The 15,886-nt window shown below is 41.9% G+C and carries 17 protein-coding genes; 11 read left to right on the top strand and 6 right to left on the bottom strand.

Annotation, left to right across the window (positions count from 1 at the left end; translation table 11 throughout):
* Window position 1 precedes the first annotated feature (1 nt).
* Genes HKI82_RS12125 through HKI82_RS12115 form a run of 3 tightly spaced genes read left to right on the top strand, consistent with a single transcriptional unit; the run spans window position 2 to window position 3,061 of the window.
* A complete protein-coding gene (locus HKI82_RS12125; protein WP_171138159.1) occupies window positions 2-1,105 on the top strand; it encodes a glycosyltransferase family 4 protein in 1,104 nt (367 codons plus the stop codon).
* A 24-nt stretch (window positions 1,106-1,129) separates the two neighbouring features.
* Window positions 1,130-1,534: a hypothetical protein gene (locus HKI82_RS12120; protein WP_102942590.1), complete on the top strand. Its 405-nt coding sequence runs from the start codon at window positions 1,130-1,132 to the stop codon at window positions 1,532-1,534.
* An 18-nt stretch (window positions 1,535-1,552) separates the two neighbouring features.
* The gene (locus HKI82_RS12115; protein WP_102942589.1) at window positions 1,553-3,061 is read left to right on the top strand and encodes a DUF4832 domain-containing protein; all 1,509 of its coding nucleotides are present in this window, start codon (window positions 1,553-1,555) and stop codon (window positions 3,059-3,061) included.
* Window positions 3,062-3,169: 108 nt separating this feature from the next.
* Here the strand turns inward: HKI82_RS12115 and HKI82_RS12110 are convergent, their stop codons facing one another.
* The 4 genes from HKI82_RS12110 to HKI82_RS12095 all read right to left on the bottom strand — a co-directional run bounded on the left by HKI82_RS12110 (window position 3,170) and on the right by HKI82_RS12095 (window position 5,406).
* Entirely contained in the window at window positions 3,170-3,430 is a 261-nt protein-coding gene (locus tag HKI82_RS12110) for a YgjV family protein (RefSeq protein ID WP_102942588.1), read from the bottom strand.
* A gap of 346 nt (window positions 3,431-3,776) precedes the next feature.
* The gene (locus tag HKI82_RS12105; protein WP_171138158.1) at window positions 3,777-4,193 is read right to left on the bottom strand and encodes a VOC family protein; all 417 of its coding nucleotides are present in this window, start codon (window positions 4,191-4,193) and stop codon (window positions 3,777-3,779) included.
* 116 nt (window positions 4,194-4,309) lie between these two features.
* Window positions 4,310-4,837: a DUF4823 domain-containing protein gene (locus HKI82_RS12100; protein ID WP_102942632.1), complete on the bottom strand. Its 528-nt coding sequence runs from the start codon at window positions 4,835-4,837 to the stop codon at window positions 4,310-4,312.
* Window positions 4,838-5,088: 251 nt separating this feature from the next.
* Window positions 5,089-5,406, bottom strand: a complete 318-nt coding sequence (locus tag HKI82_RS12095) for a DUF496 family protein (protein WP_042487222.1) — start codon at window positions 5,404-5,406, stop codon at window positions 5,089-5,091.
* A 188-nt stretch (window positions 5,407-5,594) separates the two neighbouring features.
* Here HKI82_RS12095 and HKI82_RS12090 point away from each other — a divergent pair, with 188 nt between their 5' ends.
* From HKI82_RS12090 to luxQ, 6 genes are all read left to right on the top strand, one after another.
* Window positions 5,595-5,792, top strand: a complete 198-nt coding sequence (locus tag HKI82_RS12090) for a hypothetical protein (RefSeq protein ID WP_146027686.1) — start codon at window positions 5,595-5,597, stop codon at window positions 5,790-5,792.
* Window positions 5,793-5,838: 46 nt separating this feature from the next.
* Window positions 5,839-6,489, top strand: a complete 651-nt coding sequence (locus tag HKI82_RS12085; RefSeq protein ID WP_102942585.1) for a YceH family protein — start codon at window positions 5,839-5,841, stop codon at window positions 6,487-6,489.
* On the top strand, window positions 6,489-6,788 hold the full coding sequence (locus tag HKI82_RS12080) for a GIY-YIG nuclease family protein (protein ID WP_171138157.1): 300 nt from the start codon (window positions 6,489-6,491) through the stop codon (window positions 6,786-6,788). The genes HKI82_RS12085 and HKI82_RS12080 overlap by 1 nt, the downstream gene beginning before the upstream one ends.
* Before the next feature lie 149 nt (window positions 6,789-6,937).
* Window positions 6,938-8,089 carry a conjugal transfer protein TraF gene (locus HKI82_RS12075; RefSeq protein WP_102942583.1) on the top strand — a complete coding sequence of 384 codons (1,152 nt, stop codon included), beginning with the start codon at window positions 6,938-6,940 and terminating at the stop codon, window positions 8,087-8,089.
* A 296-nt stretch (window positions 8,090-8,385) separates the two neighbouring features.
* The gene (locus HKI82_RS12070; protein WP_171138156.1) at window positions 8,386-9,474 is read left to right on the top strand and encodes an autoinducer 2-binding periplasmic protein LuxP; all 1,089 of its coding nucleotides are present in this window, start codon (window positions 8,386-8,388) and stop codon (window positions 9,472-9,474) included.
* 17 nt (window positions 9,475-9,491) lie between these two features.
* On the top strand, window positions 9,492-12,041 hold the full coding sequence (luxQ, locus tag HKI82_RS12065) for a quorum-sensing autoinducer 2 sensor kinase/phosphatase LuxQ (protein WP_315972714.1): 2,550 nt from the start codon (window positions 9,492-9,494) through the stop codon (window positions 12,039-12,041).
* A gap of 33 nt (window positions 12,042-12,074) precedes the next feature.
* On the opposite strand, the gene HKI82_RS12060 is transcribed toward luxQ, so the two are convergent.
* Both HKI82_RS12060 and HKI82_RS12055 read right to left on the bottom strand, forming a co-directional pair.
* Complete coding sequence (locus tag HKI82_RS12060; protein ID WP_171138155.1) at window positions 12,075-12,743, bottom strand: PilZ domain-containing protein; 669 nt, start codon at window positions 12,741-12,743, stop codon at window positions 12,075-12,077.
* A 136-nt stretch (window positions 12,744-12,879) separates the two neighbouring features.
* Window positions 12,880-13,404 carry a hypothetical protein gene (locus HKI82_RS12055; protein WP_171138154.1) on the bottom strand — a complete coding sequence of 175 codons (525 nt, stop codon included), beginning with the start codon at window positions 13,402-13,404 and terminating at the stop codon, window positions 12,880-12,882.
* A gap of 221 nt (window positions 13,405-13,625) precedes the next feature.
* Here HKI82_RS12055 and HKI82_RS12050 point away from each other — a divergent pair, with 221 nt between their 5' ends.
* Both HKI82_RS12050 and modA read left to right on the top strand, forming a co-directional pair.
* Window positions 13,626-15,107 carry a cobyric acid synthase gene (locus tag HKI82_RS12050; RefSeq protein WP_171138153.1) on the top strand — a complete coding sequence of 494 codons (1,482 nt, stop codon included), beginning with the start codon at window positions 13,626-13,628 and terminating at the stop codon, window positions 15,105-15,107.
* Window position 15,108: 1 nt separating this feature from the next.
* Window positions 15,109-15,882, top strand: coding sequence for a molybdate ABC transporter substrate-binding protein (gene modA / locus HKI82_RS12045; RefSeq protein ID WP_171138152.1), 774 nt, complete (start codon window positions 15,109-15,111; stop codon window positions 15,880-15,882).
* The last annotated feature ends 4 nt before the right edge of the window (window positions 15,883-15,886 follow it).

Below are 15,886 nucleotides of genomic sequence, written 5' to 3'. Positions count from 1 at the left end.
CATGACTATGAAGATCACTGTGTTAGGTACACGAGGAATTCCTGATGTGCTTGGTGGCGTTGAAACCCATTGCCAGCACTTGTATCCGGAAATAGTGCGACAAACAGGTGCGGAAGTGTGTGTGATTGCGCGTTCCCCTTACGTTCCTTATCAGCATTCTGAATACCAAGGTGTGAGAACCAAAGCTATTTGGGCGCCAAAGAAGAAATCACTCGAAGCAATTGTCCACTCAACTCTAGCCGCATTTTCGACCTTAACTGATGGTTCGGATGTCGTACACGTACATGCCATTGGTCCGGGTTTGGTGGTACCGCTGCTGCGTCTGCTCGGAAAGAAAGTCGTATTTACTCACCATGGTCCAGACTATGACCGTCAGAAGTGGGGAGGTTTTGCTAAGAAAATTCTGCAATTGGGTGAAAGATTCGCTTCAAAGTGGGCAAGCGAAGTGATTGTGATATCCGATGTGATCAATACTATTATCAAAGATAAGTACCAGCGCTTTGATGCCAATTTAATCTATAACGGCGTGCTTAAAGCGCAGCCGCTAGATAGTGCCGTTATTGATAAATATTTAGCCAATCATGAGTTGTCCGCTAAAGGTTATCTTGTGGCGGTTGGTCGATTTGTTGAAGAAAAGGGCTTTCATGATCTGATTGATGCTTATGCAAAATCAGAACTATCTCTGCCATTAGTTTTGATTGGTGATACCGACCACGAAACGGTATATAGCTCAGAGTTGAAAGCGAAAGCGCGTAATACGAAGGGTGTGAAGTTAACAGGTTTTGTTAAAGGGGATGAACTGAAAGTGCTCTTCTCTCAAGCAAAAGTGTTTGTTATGCCTTCTTATCATGAAGGTTTACCCATTGCACTTTTAGAAGCCATGTCGTTCTCACTTCCAGCGATTGTCAGCGATATACCTGCAAATACTGAAGTTGGGTTAAATGAGCAAAGTTATTTTCCGGTTGGTGATGTGAATTCATTGGCAAGTAAACTAGCGAATTTTCCAGAACAGGTTGAAGTGGATTATGCCACTTACTTGGAAAAGTATGACTGGGAGAAAATAGCCGCTCAAACTGTTGAAGTTTATAAAAAAGCGCTGAGTTGAAAGTAACTAACGGGTATTAAACAAGTGTCGTCTAACAACCGATCAGACAAAGTTATTAAGCAGTTCTATCACACTTTAGATAGTGATATTGCTGAGACGTTAAATGACGAGCAAAAGCGTGCCATAGAACATGCAGTGAAATCGATGGGGTTGGTCGCAAGACACTCTATTGATATCAGAGAAACCGTGCCTTGGTTCGGTAAACGTTTCTATTTTGTATTTCTGTGTGGCAGAGATCATCGAAAACAAGTGCGCGAGCGTTCAAAGTTGGTTCACTTTGTTCTTACGCTATTAATCCTAATAGGAGTGGTATCGATCAGCCTTTTGGCAATGCTGGCTCTGTACTTAATCAAGTCAGCACTTGGTATTGATATTTTTAAGGGATTTTCATTCGGAATTTGGGATTGGTTTAAAGGATTATCATTGTAAATTAACCCCGAGGTTTTTATGAAAATACGGCCTTACAAAGCTGTTGTATTGGCAATGCTGACAATGTTGCCTCTTAGTTCTGGACTGGCAAAAAAGCCAGATAACCGTCCGCCAAATAATAAGCACGATCAAGGTTCTGAAACCGAGAGTAATACTGGCGGTGGCGAAAGCGAACTGGATGATCTGAACAATCAAAGATTTATTACCGTCTATCCTACTGCGCTTACTGGCCCTGTTACTAACCCAGGGATGGGCGTTGAAACCTTTCACGATAATTGGGGTTCGACATTAAGCTCTAGCGAATATCCGGATGCTGGCATTGATTACTACCGATTCTACTGGAATGAATTAGAGCCTGAAGAAGGTAGGTATGCCTTTGATAAGCTGGATAAAATTCTCAGTGAAAACCGCCATGAAACGCCACCTAAAATGGTAGCGATTCGCTTTATGACAGCGGAAGAACCGGAAAGTGGCAGCAAAGTACCACAATGGCTAATTGACAAAGGCATTAGCGGTTATTGGACTGAAGATAATAAAACCTTCGTTCCAAATCTGGATGACAGCTTGTACCTTTACTACGGTGAAAAACTGCTGAACGCGTTCGGTAAGCGTTACGATGGCAACTCAAACTTAAGCCATATTGATATTGGCATGGTCGGCTCTTGGGGCGAATGGCACAACAGTAACTTTTCCGGTTTAGAGCCATTACATCAGAAATACAGCGATGCTGACCTGAACAAGTGGGTTGATCTGCATTTTGAAGCATTCCCTAAAACACCAAAAGTGATGTTAATCAGCGGCGGTAACAGCTTAGCTTACGCGACTGAAAAAGGAGCGGGATGGCGAGCGGATTGTTGGGGAGACTGGCACCATTTCTCAACAACTTGGAGCCACATGAGAGATGATTACCCATATCGTATTCAGCAAGCTCAATATGACGACCCGAACTTTGATACTAGTTGGCAACGTGGACCTATCAGTCTTGAAACCTGTGGAACAATGCAAGGTTGGGAATCAACTCAAGGCTATAGCTATGAAGAAGTGAAAGCCAGTTTGGAATGGGCAATTGCGCATCACGCGTCGACGCTGAATTTGAAATCAAAGCCCATCCCGACTCAATATCGTGGGCTACTTGATGACGCACTGCTTAAGATTGGCTACCGAATTCGTTTTGAGAAACTCAATCACCAAGTTGAACTCAAAGCGGGTGGTGTGTTGAACGTGAACGCATTGTTTGTCAACGAAGGTGTCGCTCCACCTTATCAACATCGTTATTTGGCTTACAGATTAATAGATGCCAATGGTAATACCGCTTTCTTTGGTACTTCTAGTTACGATGTTCGTTCATGGTTACCGGGAGAACACGAAACGCACAGTAGCCTTACGCTACCAAGTACACTTGCAGCTGGGCATTACTATCTTGAGCTTGCTCTGGTTGATAGCCATGGTGATGCACGCTTAAATTTCGCTAACGTTGGCAAGCAAGATTCTGGTTGGTATCGCTTTTCAGATTTGACGATTTTTTAAGAGTGACAACGTAGCGTTACTTCGAGCGTTATTGCATAACCATATGAAAAAGCCCAAGTGATTTACACTTGGGCTTTCCTTTTTAATCAGTTTTTAAGCAATAATGACTTAAGCTGGGTTTTGAACAGCTTCTGCTTCAGCAGCTTTCTTCTCTTGGTACATCTTCACTAGGAAGTATACGTTCACAACCGCGATGAAAGTGTTTGTTGCTACAACTGGCAGCGCATCGATCATAAGACCGTAAGCTGAGAATAGCGTACAACCGATAAAGTTCAGAATACGAAGCTTTACGATGTCTTTCATAGTTAGAGAAATAGCAACCATGATTGACGCTGCGTAACCCATGATTTCAATTGTTTGCATATCCATAATATAGACCCTCTTTATTTGCCGGACTTGGTATCACCGGTACCAATCTTCTCGTCTTGAGATAAATGAGGGAGCTCCATGCCTCGAATGGTCTAAGTTGATTAACTGGCGCTAATATACCAATAGTCAAAGTGTGATGAAAGCCTCAATATTTAGGAAATAGAAGGTTAGCGATTACGCAAACGTTTTACGTGGTAATCAAATGAAACTAATTCAGCAAACGAATGAATCATTCACCATAGAAGCTAAGCAACTAAGCAACTAAGCAACTAAGCAACTAAGCAGCTAAGTGATCTAATGTGTGCTGGCTTATCGAATCAAAACCATTTTTGGCAGCAAATAGTGCTTATCGCTTAGCAATAGGATGGTCAGAATTAAGCTGTAGAAGATCCCACAAGTTCCCATAGAGATCTTCAAATACAGCGACAGTTCCATAGTCTTGTTGTTGAGGTTCTCTGATGAACTTAATACCAATTGATTTCATATGTTCGTAATCTCTCCAGAAATCATCAGTATTTAAAAAGAGAAACACTCGGCCACCAGCCTGATTGCCGATAAAGTCATGTTGTTCAGGCTTTGAAGCTTTCGCCAACAACAAGCTAACGCCATGTGAGTTTGGTGGAGCAACCACCACCCAACGCTTATCCTGCTCTGGCTGGTAGGTATCATCAATAAGTTCAAACTTCAGTTTGTTCACATAGAAATCAATCGCTTCGTCATAATCTCTGACGACTAATGCAATATGTACGATGTTTTGTTTCATGGGTAAGGGCCTTAATTAAAGTAATAAAATCATCTATCTGCCTGTAATCAGTGGCTTGGAGGAAGTGAACCGCTTATTCACAATAAACGGTTCAGAAATAGAGTTAGAAAAGTGCTTTATAGTAGGTCTTGAAAAAACTGTTGAGTTGGCTCTGGAAGTAAGTCTTGTGGGTGATCTCCACCAAATGTCCAGATTCCACTTTTGCCGTCGATGACGCCGGATTTCAGTTCTGAATTGCTCTTTACGTCTACGACCGAAATCTTAACTTGGACTTTATCTGGTTTTCCCGACCACTCAGTAGCTCTGTCTTCCCAGTGAAGGATTGTAGGGTAAACCAGATAATCAATTTTTTTTGAAGCAGCATTTTCTAAAGCGACTTTGTAATTTTCGGGCTGTGAAGCCAACTCAATATTGTTAAGTTTAACTGACAAGGCACTTTGAATAATCTGGCTAACCATTTTCCCCGAATTGCCGTAGTAATGTTCGCCATATTCGCCGTTTTTAGACATCGCAATATAAACTGAACTCTGAGATTCAAACTTCACGTTTGAATAGGAACTAGTATTCTTTATAGAGTGAGTGTCAGCACAGCCAAGTATTAAAGTAGTTGATATAACGAGTAAGGAAGCTTTCTTAAATATCATATAGATCACCATCAAATTCCATTTTGAGTTTATGTCACCTTTAAACAACACGATGTTTAGTATATAGCTAAAACGTTTCGAACTTTAGTAGCGTTCTGCGTACTCGTTTAAGTACTCATAGTAAGAATGGTGAACAACCTAGCTTATCGATATCGGTAGTTATTGGCTTTAGGGATTTTGGCGAACAGAAGCTGTTGTTATTGGCAATAAAAAACCCGTCAAATGACGGGTTTCATTAATTGGGTTCAACCTTATTTTTTAGGTTGGTGCGCTTGCTTATCTTGCTCTGTTAGCTCGCGGATACGACGGCTGATGTCGCGGCGCTCTTTTGAAATTTCTGCGCTTTTGATGATGTGGTCATCAACACGATCTTCGTAGTCTGCTTTCATGTTCTTAACGATAGTCATGATCTCTTCTTGAGTCATTTCTGGTTTGATGTAATCAACCAAGTTTTCAAGCAAGTCTACACGTTTGCGGTTATCACGAACTTTTTTTTCGTTATCAAGAAGTTCACGTTTCAGTTTGTTTTTGCGACGAGCTAAGCTCACGATTTCAAATACGCTGTTCATAGGTCCCTTTTCCTATCTCAATGCAACTAACAGTGATTAAAGCACATCGTTGCAACTCATAACAGACTTAAGATCAAACCTTACAACAACTTGTCCATTTATTCGCCAGTTAGCGTCGGGCTTGATTGTACTTCACTCGGCAAGCGCTATATCATGTGCCCAGTTAAACATTAAGTACCGAAATGATCATGCTGTCCTCTGAAATTGTTGTCTCCAAAGTCGATACCGCACCAGTTGAAGATCAACACAACGTTAAACTCCGAAAAGCCTATCTTCGCGAGCGTAAAATCATGGAACATATTGATATTGAGTTGAATCGAGCAAAAATCGTTATCATGGACGAGAACGGCAATATATTGAAGTTTGCAATGACTCTCGAACACTAAACTGTTCTTTAGTTGCGGTCATTTCTCCACAGAAGGAAATAAAAAAATGAATATAGAATTGAGTCCTTTAGAAGCGCGAGTCATTGGCTGTTTGATTGAAAAGGAAGTCACAACTCCAGATTATTACCCGCTGACCTTAAATAGTTTGACTGCCGCTGTTAACCAAAAAAGCAATCGTGAGCCAGTTCTGTCGCTGAGCGATGCAGAAGTTCAAGATGCAGTGTCTGAACTCATCTCACGTCGTTTAGTAAGTGATGAAAGTGGGTTTAACAGCCGCGCGAGCAAGTTTCAGCATAGATTTTGTAATACCGAATTTGGTGATTTAAAACTTAACGCACAAGAACTGGGAATTGTTTGCTGCCTATTGTTACGTGGCCCTCAAACTCCAGGTGAGCTAAGAACAAGAACCAATCGTTTATGTTCTTTTAACGATGTCAAAGAGACAGAAGCAGTATTAGAACGTTTAGCTGCACGTGAATCAGGCCCATTGGTGGTGAAACTGCCTCGTGAACCGGGTAAACGTGAATCGCGTTATCAACATCTTTTTTCTGGAGAAGTTGACTTGGAGGCCTTAGCGGTTGAGTCGTCTTCTGCAAGCAGTTTCTCAAGCAACAAAATGGAAATGCTTGAGGCTGAAGTTGCAGAGCTACGACAAGAAGTTGCTGAGCTCAGAGCCATGGTCGAAAAGCTTCTTTAATGGCAACGCTAAGCAACAAAGAAAAATCGTGGTGGGTGTACTTTGTACGCACACCACAAAATTCCCTCTACTGCGGTATTACTACAGATGTTGAACGTCGTTTTGCTCAACACTGTTCAGGCACAGGCGCAAAAGCGTTAAAAGGGAAGATGCCTTTAGAGTTGGTTTGGTCACATAATGTTGGTGACAAGAAAGGTGATGCTCTTCGACTGGAGTATCGAATCAAACGCCTGTCTAAGATCCAAAAAGAAAAACTCATTCAACAACCTTCATTACTAAGCGTATACGTTCCCTGCTAAGTGATTTCCCTTCGGAGTGTTTCACTTTTCCCTCCTAAATCTTTCTCAACAATATCTGTTTTCTGAGATAACGATCGTACGGTTTCCTGTAAATATTGATTTTGTGTATTAATCTTGAAAAGGGACAAATACAAAAGGTTGATGTGAAAATGAATAATTCGAAGAAAGTACTTTCTATAGCAGTGTGTGGATTGGTTGCAACCTCAGTTAATGCTGCAAATACGGTTGCTGATGCACGTGGTAACGGTATGGGTAATACTGGTGTGACAACTGCCGACTACCTTCTCGCTCCTTTTTACAACCCAGCATTAGGGGCGTTATATCGAGACAGTGATACCTTCGGTATCCTATTGCCCGCAATCGGAGCAACGGCTCGTGACCCAGATGAGTCATTAACAACGATTGACGATTTGCAAGACAGCATTAAAGCTTTTGAAGCTGCAGGTACACCAACGCAAGAAAACATCAATCAGATAAATAACTACCTTGATCAACTCTCTGACGACAAACCTTTGGGTGTTTCCGCTGGCGCGGGCTTGGCCGTCGCTGTGCCTCTTGAAACCGTTTCAATGAACTTTATCGCTCGCGGATATGCAGAGGTATTGGTCAGGACAGATATTGCAGCGTCGACGGGGAATGCGGAAGCAGATGCCAGAAACCGTTACGAAAATTCAAGTGTGGATTTATTGGCTTTTGGCTACACAGAGTACGGTCTGTCGTTTGCGAAAACTGTAGCAATCCAAGGGCAAGGATTTGCGTTTGGTGTTACGCCTAAATTCCAACAACTGCGCACATACAAACAAGTTGTTACTGTAGAAAGCTTTGACTTAGATGATTATGACAAGAGCGAAGTGAAAGACAATGCGTTCAACTTAGACTTAGGGGCAGTATGGATGCTCGATAACTATAGAGCGGGTGTTGCTGTTAAAGATCTCTTTTCACAAGAGCTTAAAACCTATGATGGAGTTAACACCTATAAGTTGGATACTCAGGTTACGGTTTCCGGTGGTTACGTAACTGAGCTGTTTACTGCCTCTGTAGATATTGATTTAACCAAGCAGGAAAGATTCTCAGGGTATAAAGACAATACTCAGTATGTTCGGTTTGGTGTTGAAGGTAATGCATGGGGATGGGCTCAGTTGAGAGCAGGCTATGAGATTGATATTGAAGATACATTAGACGATGCAGTTACCTTTGGTATCGGGATTAGCCCAGGAGATCTAGTCAGCTTTGACTTGGCAGGTAATTACGCCGGTGATGGTCAGTTTGGGGTATCAACCAACTTAGCTTTCACTTTCTAACCCTTAAAGCTGAACAATACTTAATCGAACACAGGCACCTATCGGAAAATTTAGGTGCCTGTACTATCAATTCGGCAATATATGCATAATAATCCTTGTATACCCGCTAAGCCTAGAGCAGCTATGTTATTGAAAATATTCATTTGAATAGCTGCAGTTTCAAGTTGTATCCTTTCAACTTCTTAGCATTCAGTGTAGGTATTTTATGTCTTCATGATGCACTGATATTAAGGTCAAACTTAAGGGCTTACTGGGTGAACTATCAATTAACAGCCTACAAAATGAATACGAATAGAATGAAAAGAGCCTTATTGCTTTCACTTATTTTTAGTGCCACACCTACATTGTCGGCTCAAGTTCTAGATGGTTATTGGCACTATAAAGAGTTTTTAACTATCAACCCAACTGAGAAAGATCGAACCCTTTTGCTTGCCGAAACAGTGCGCAACAAACCTGTTCCAATCTCAGTCGTTCAAGACAAACCGGTCACTATTTCGGTTGTTTATCCCGGCCAGCAGATTTCAGATTATTGGGTTCGCAATATCAAAGCTTTTGAAAAGCGAATGGAAGAGTTGGGTATCAAGTATCAATTAAACCAAGTTTTTACTAGGCCAAACGTGGATATGAGACAACAAAGCTTGTCTCTGATGGAAGCGATAAAAAATAATACTGGCTACTTAATTTTTACCCTAGACACAACACGGCATAGAAAATTCATTGAACACGTGTTGAACTCCTCAGATACCAAACTCATTCTGCAAAACATCACAACACCAGTACAAGGCTGGGAAGAACGACAACCCTTGATGTATGTAGGTTTCGATCATGAGTTAGGTGCAAATCAAATTGCAGATTACTACAAACAAACTATACCGGATGGTAGTAAGTATTCTGTGCTTTATTTTTCTGAGGGCTATATCAGTGACGCTCGTGGGAGTAGCTTCATTCAAATGATGGAAGAGAATAACAGCTACAAACTTTCTTCCTCTTTTTACACTAAAACGACTGAACAGAGCGGTTACGAGTCGACATTAAAGATCATCGAAAAAGACCCTGATATTAAGTTCATCTATGCGTGTTCAACCGACGTTGCATTAGGTGCAGCGAAAGCGTTGAAGGAATTAAATCGTCAGGACATCGAAATTAATGGATGGGGTGGCGGTTCTGCTGAGTTGGACGCTATCGTGAAAGGTGATTTGAATGTTACTGTGATGCGAATGAATGATGATACGGGCATTGCAATGGCGGAAGCCATTAAATGGGACATTGAAAACAAACCTGTACCGCTGGTTTATTCAGGCGATCTCGCTGTCGTCACTAAAGAAGACTCTAAAGAGACGATAGAAAAACTCAAACAACGCGCTTTCCGATATTCAGATAATTAGTAGGCAGATAAGCTGTGGTGAAAAGTATCAAACCGATTAAGCAGAAGAAAAATATTGCATCGTTTATAAGCCATGCAATTGTTGTTGCGCTTGGTACTTTAATCATAATGGTGTTGTTCCAGAGCTATCAAATTAGTAGTCGTCTTATTGCACAAGAAGTGATGAGAACCTCTAAGCAGACTTCGAGCTTAATTCAAAGTTTGTTTGATTTTCGTCTTGCTACGCTACAAATTCATCAAGACAGTAGTGCAAAGAACGCGACGCTGGTTCAGGCTATTCACAGTGGTAAAGAAGAGGAGTTGGATCAGTACTTTCTTACCGTTGACCAGCTTGAGCTTTCTAACACCCCTGACATTCGCTTTATTACCAATCAGAAAGAAATGCTTTGGGATGATGGTAACTCTCAGTTTTATGGCATAGAAACTAAAGAGCTTGGCAAAATAGTTCGCAGAGTATCAATCAGCAGTAACTGGCATCTTATTAAGAGCCCCTCGCTACTTGGTCCTACTTATCTACTAGTGAGAAGGTCTTCAATTGTTGACCCTGCAACGGGTGAAGTGCTTGGCTTTCTCTATGTCTCTATTGTCCTCAATGGCAACTACGCATTGATTGAAACGATAAAAGACAACAGCAATGCGCAAAATCTGGTGCTTGCAGTGGATGAAGATATTTTGTCTTCAACACTGAATGGCAACGATCTTTACGATGAACAAGATATTATCCATAGCGTTGCTGGTGAAGCTCTGGACGAAAAAAATATTGTCAGCAAAACCATGTTGGAACTTGAAGGCGTGCCTACCTATCTGGCGGTATTTTCAGTTCAAAGTAACCAGAATGCATTGAAACTAAGAGACAGTTATTACTTCTGGATTGTATTTGCGCTAATCGCGTTGTTAGGCGTAACCATTGTCACTCGCTGGTGGTTACATAAGCGAATTAAACACGAAATCGATCAGTTGATGTCCTACACCCACAAAGTGGCGGTGCAGGGCAAAGAGTATTTCTTTCCGGGGTCAGCGATATATGAGTTTGATCATTTTGGGCGCACGCTTGAGAACACCTTCCAGCGTTTAGCTGAGCAAGAAAAGCAGTTTGAAGATCTATTTAATTTCTCTCTATCACCAATTATCCTGTGGTCGACGGAGGGGTACATTATTCGTATGAACCCAGCCGCACAGAAGGAGTTTATTGGGGCTAAAGGTGAAAGTAAGAGATCGTTCAGAGCATTAGAAAAGCAACTTTTGCCGGACATTCAATCCGCGGCAACTGGCGAATTGTCAAAAGAAGTGATGACGGAAATCGATAAAAAAGTCTTCCGTTGGAGTATTTCACCGATAGTGATCGAAAATAAGATTGAGTCGATTATCACTCAAGGGCAAGACGTAACAAGTTTCGCAGAAGCAGAGAAACAAAGTCGATTAGCGCGCAAAGAAGCAGAAGAATCTGCAAGAGTTCGAGCGGACTTTTTAGCCAAGATGAGCCATGAGTTGCGGACGCCACTAAACGGAATTTTAGGTGTTTCACAATTATTGAAACGTTCAGTATCAAGCCCAGAACAAATAGAACAGCTCAATGTACTGTGCAGCAGTGGAGAACATTTACTTGCAGTACTTAACGATATCCTTGATTTTTCTAAGATCGAACAAGGCCAGTTCCGTATCGCACCTTCAGAGTTTCCGCTAATTAATGTGGTTTCTGCCATTGAGCAAATTTACAAGCCAATGTGCCAAGAGAAGAACTTGGCGTTTGAAATTGAAACTGACATAACTGAAGGTGTGGTGGTTAACAGCAACCAAGTTCGTTTAAATCAGATCCTCTACAACATCATCAATAACGCGCTTAAGTTTACCAGTGAAGGTTCGATTCATGTTCGTATCTCTCTGCAATACGGTAATCAAGACCAGTTATACGTGACAGTGAAAGATACGGGTATAGGTATTAGAGAGTCTGATTTAAAGATTATTTTTGAGCCGTTTATGCAGGCAGAACCGACAACGACTCGGGAATATGGTGGCAGTGGATTAGGTCTAGCTATTGTTCATAGTCTTGTTGAAATGCTTGGCGGTTCAATTCAAGTTAAATCTGAATTTGGTCAAGGTACAGAGTTTTCGGTAACTTTGCCGATAGAAGTCGTTTCTCAACAAGGTATCTCAGATGAGAAGCAAGAAGAGACCAAACGTTTTGCTCTGTTTGATAAGCCATTGAAAGCACTGCTGGTTGAGGACAATCATACCAACGCGTTTATTGCACGTGCATTCTGTGAAAAATACGGGATGGATGTGGATTGGGTAAAAGATGGCTTGCAGGCAATAGAGAAAGCGAAAACTCAGCAATACGACATCATATTTATGGATAATCAGTTGCCTTTCCTTGACGGTGTTGATGCAACGAAAGTCCTCAAGAAAGAGATGCAACTGAGCACACCTGTCTTCGCTTGTACTGCCGATGGTATGGAGTCTACTCAACAGGCATTCATGGCTGCTGGAGCGGAATACGTGATTGTTAAACCGATCCGAGAAGAGAGTCTGTATCAGGCTTTAGTTCATTACAAACAAACCTATTGTTAGCGGAATAGCAGCGACTTTTAACTAGACATTGCTCTAAATTGAACCAGCACTGAAGGCATGCTCCAGTACTTCTTTTCTCATTTCGTCGGACATATTGATAGTTTCATCGAACTTAATGCCTATCAAGTGTCCCTTTGGCTCTTTACTGATTTTCACTATGTGGCAGCCAAGATTTTCCGGTAGAGAAGTAATCAATTCGCAGTGGATATCCACTTTACTGCCAGTTTGTAATTCGTTTTCTCCAGCCACAAAAATACCGCAGCCGGAAACGGATAAATCCGCCATGACGCCTGATACTTCACTGTTTATTGTGTTAATACTGGCTGGCAGTGAGATTGCGTAACGCTCATGTTCGCGGATAGTCTTTGTCGCGAAGTGTTTTGGCGGGCGCAAAAACAGGAGATTAAACGGTCTTCTAATCGACTGATACGTTGACGTTTTAAACGCAACAATGTGCCCGTAGTCTTTGTTACAGATTCCTCTCACCACCGTTTGCACATTAGAAAGTTTACGCATGACCAGTAATTCTATGGCTTTGATTGGAAGATCGAGGATCAAATACTGTTGAGACTTATGTCCGACGAGGGTTGTGGTGAAATCGTAATTGTCGTTTGGGCCGAATTGAAAACTGACTGACAGTTTCATACCATTCTGAAGGTATTTTTCGAGTTCGGAGATGTTATTGGAACTTGATGTCGACATATCTATTACAGCCCTGCCGTGTCGTTTTTATTATTGAGTACGGTATAAGGTTGAGTATATTACAAAACTCTTCGAATTTTAGTCGAATCTGAATTAAATATGACGACATCATTTTGAGAAAGAGATCAGCGCCCAACTAGTAATTGAAGCGCACGCCCATCGCGATTTGAGGTCCCCAGATTCCAGCATTTCTTGCTTCAGCACTTAGAGATAATTGGTCTGTTGAATGGAAACGGACACCACCAATAAACACACCGCTTTCATCGGCACGACCAATCTTAGCGTGAACTTCAAGTTGGTTAGTCAACCATACTCGGCCACCAACATTCAACTCGTAGATAAATTCGGAATCATCACCTTCTTCTTTGGTGTAATTGACATGATGCAGCAGCATTTGTCCGTATACATCCATGAATTGGTTAATAGGGCCATTGAAACCAATACCACCAGCCATATCCCAATCCTTATCAAAGCGAGTATCTGCGCGAAGAATAAAGTGGGAGTTGTCTGTAAAATTGGTACTAAACTCACCGCCAAACGACTCAGGGCTAATAGCAGTTCTAACTTCAAGAAAATTGTAGCTAAAGTTGTTCGCCATAGCGGTGTTTGGTGCTGCGAAAGCAAAACCAATTAAGCTTAAGAGACCTGCCTTTTTTAACATAAGTGTATTCGTCCTGAGTGAATTAAAATGTAAAGATACATTATTTATTAGCAAATTACAGGCCATTGTATCTCAACTAATATAAGGTGATTAAAAAATTTGATGAATGTAAGGTTTGTTTGCTGTTTATCTGGTCTATTTTTGAATCATTCGCGTTGATATTCAGGACATTAGTTCAAATTTGGGTATAGTATGTTTAAAAATTTAGTATAAGAAATACGATGAAAACAAAGACTCAAGCTTTAATGGTTCAAGGTACCACTTCTGATGCTGGCAAAAGTGTTTTAGTGGCAGGTTTATGCCGAGTGTTGGCAAGACGAGGCTGCAAAGTAGCGCCATTTAAACCGCAGAACATGGCCTTGAACAGCGCAGTGACTGCAGATGGTGGTGAAATCGGCCGGGCACAGGCTGTTCAGGCTCTCGCTTGTGGCATTGAAGCTTCAGTTCACATGAATCCTGTCTTACTTAAACCTAACTCGGATACGGGTGCGCAAGTTATTTTGCAAGGTAGGGCACTCTCTAATATGGAAGCGCAAAGCTATCACGACTATAAAAAAGTTGCGATGGAGGCGGTTCTAGATTCATTTGGTAAGCTGCAACGGCAGTATGAGTATGTTGTGATAGAGGGTGCAGGCAGCCCAGCGGAAGTGAATCTAAGAGAGAACGATATTGCCAACATGGGTTTTGCCGAGGCGGCAGATGTACCCGTGATTATCATTGCCGATATTGATAGAGGCGGTGTTTTTGCTCATCTTTACGGGACGTTAGCTCTATTATCTGAGTCCGAGCAAGCCAGAGTTAAAGGCTTTGTTATTAACCGTTTCAGAGGCGATATTGCTCTTTTACAGTCAGGGCTGGATTGGCTAGAAGAAAAAACAGGCAAGCCTGTACTTGGCGTACTGCCTTATTTGCACGGTTTTGATTTGGAAGCGGAAGACGCTATTACTGCAAATCAAGTTAAGTCAGAGCAAACCAAGCTTAAAGTGGTTGTTCCAGTTTTTACCCGTATTAGCAACCATACCGACTTTGATGCGTTGCGGTTAAATCCCGATATTGACCTGCGCTATGTCGGCAAAGGTGAAAAACTTCAACATGCTGACTTGATCATTTTGCCCGGCAGCAAATCAACACGTGCTGATATGGAATATTTACGCTCGCAAGGTTGGGATAAAGACATACAGCGTCATATTCGTCTTGGCGGCAAGGTCTTCGGAATATGTGGTGGTTATCAGATGCTTGGTCACTGGATACATGATCCAGATGGCGTGGAAGGCAAAGCGGGTAGCTCCAAAGGCCTTGGTTTGTTGGATATGGAAACCACGTTAACGTTGCAAAAGCAGTTAACAAATGTCAAAGGTACGCTCCATCTCAACAATGAAAGTGCCCGTGTATCTGGTTATGAAATTCATGTTGGGGTATCCGAGTTTGCCAAGGATGCGCAATCAACCTCTCTAATCACTCTTGATAATGGCAGTACCGATGGACTCGTGAGCCCTTGTGGTCAGATCCTTGGTACTTATCTGCATGGTGTGTTTGATGAGTTTGAGACAGCGAGTCTAATTTGTCGTTGGGCTGGAGCAGAAGAACTACAAGCATATGATCATGTGGCGACTAAAGAGTTGGCAATCAATAGAATTGCCGACGCAATAGAAGAGCATATGAATTGGGATTCCTTATGGGACGACTCACTCAAGGTTAAATAAAATGAAGCAGATCATATTATGCCTAGGATTACTCCTTTCTAGTCATTCAGTTTTAGCCAAAGAAACCGTTACAATCTATGCTGCATCTTCAATGACCAACGCGGTTGGTGATCTAGTTGAAGCATACAATCAACAACATGACAGTCATGTCGTAACGGTATTCGGTGGTTCTTCCTCATTAGCCCGCCAGATCGAAAGCGGCGCTCCTGCGGATGTTTTCCTTTCGGCGAATGAAAAATGGGTAACTTACCTAGTTGATAAGAAACTGGCAGAGGCCGATAAGGTCTCACTGATTGCCGGTAACCAATTGGTGTTGATTAAGCCTGCGAGTTCACCGATGCAGTCTTTCAAACTGGATCAAAAAGAAGAGTGGAATAGAGCACTCGAGGGTTCTCGAATCGCAGTAGGGAATACAGATTCTGTACCTGTTGGCATTTACGCCAAAGAGGCTCTCACTCACTTAGGTGTCTGGAGTGATGTTAAATCCAAATTGGCTCAGACCAATAACGTTCGTAGCGCGTTAGCATTGGTTGAGCGTGGAGAATCGGTATTAGGCATTGTCTATAAAACAGATGCTTTACTTACTGACACAGTAGAAGTAGTACAGTCATTTGAGCCGACGTTACACGGTGCAATACACTATCCACTGGTGCAACTTAACGACAAGTTAAGCAGTAAAGAACTGGTAGATTTTATACACTCTGATGAAGCCAAAACCATATTAAATAGATACGGATTCCGTACAGACATGGGAAACGAGAAATTTGCTCAGTGACTAT

This window comes from Vibrio plantisponsor (assembly GCF_013041605.1).
In the GTDB taxonomy this organism is placed as follows: domain Bacteria; phylum Pseudomonadota; class Gammaproteobacteria; order Enterobacterales; family Vibrionaceae; genus Vibrio; species Vibrio plantisponsor.
Note: the sequence above shows the minus strand (reverse complement) of the source record. Positions and strands in the feature narration are given on the sequence as shown.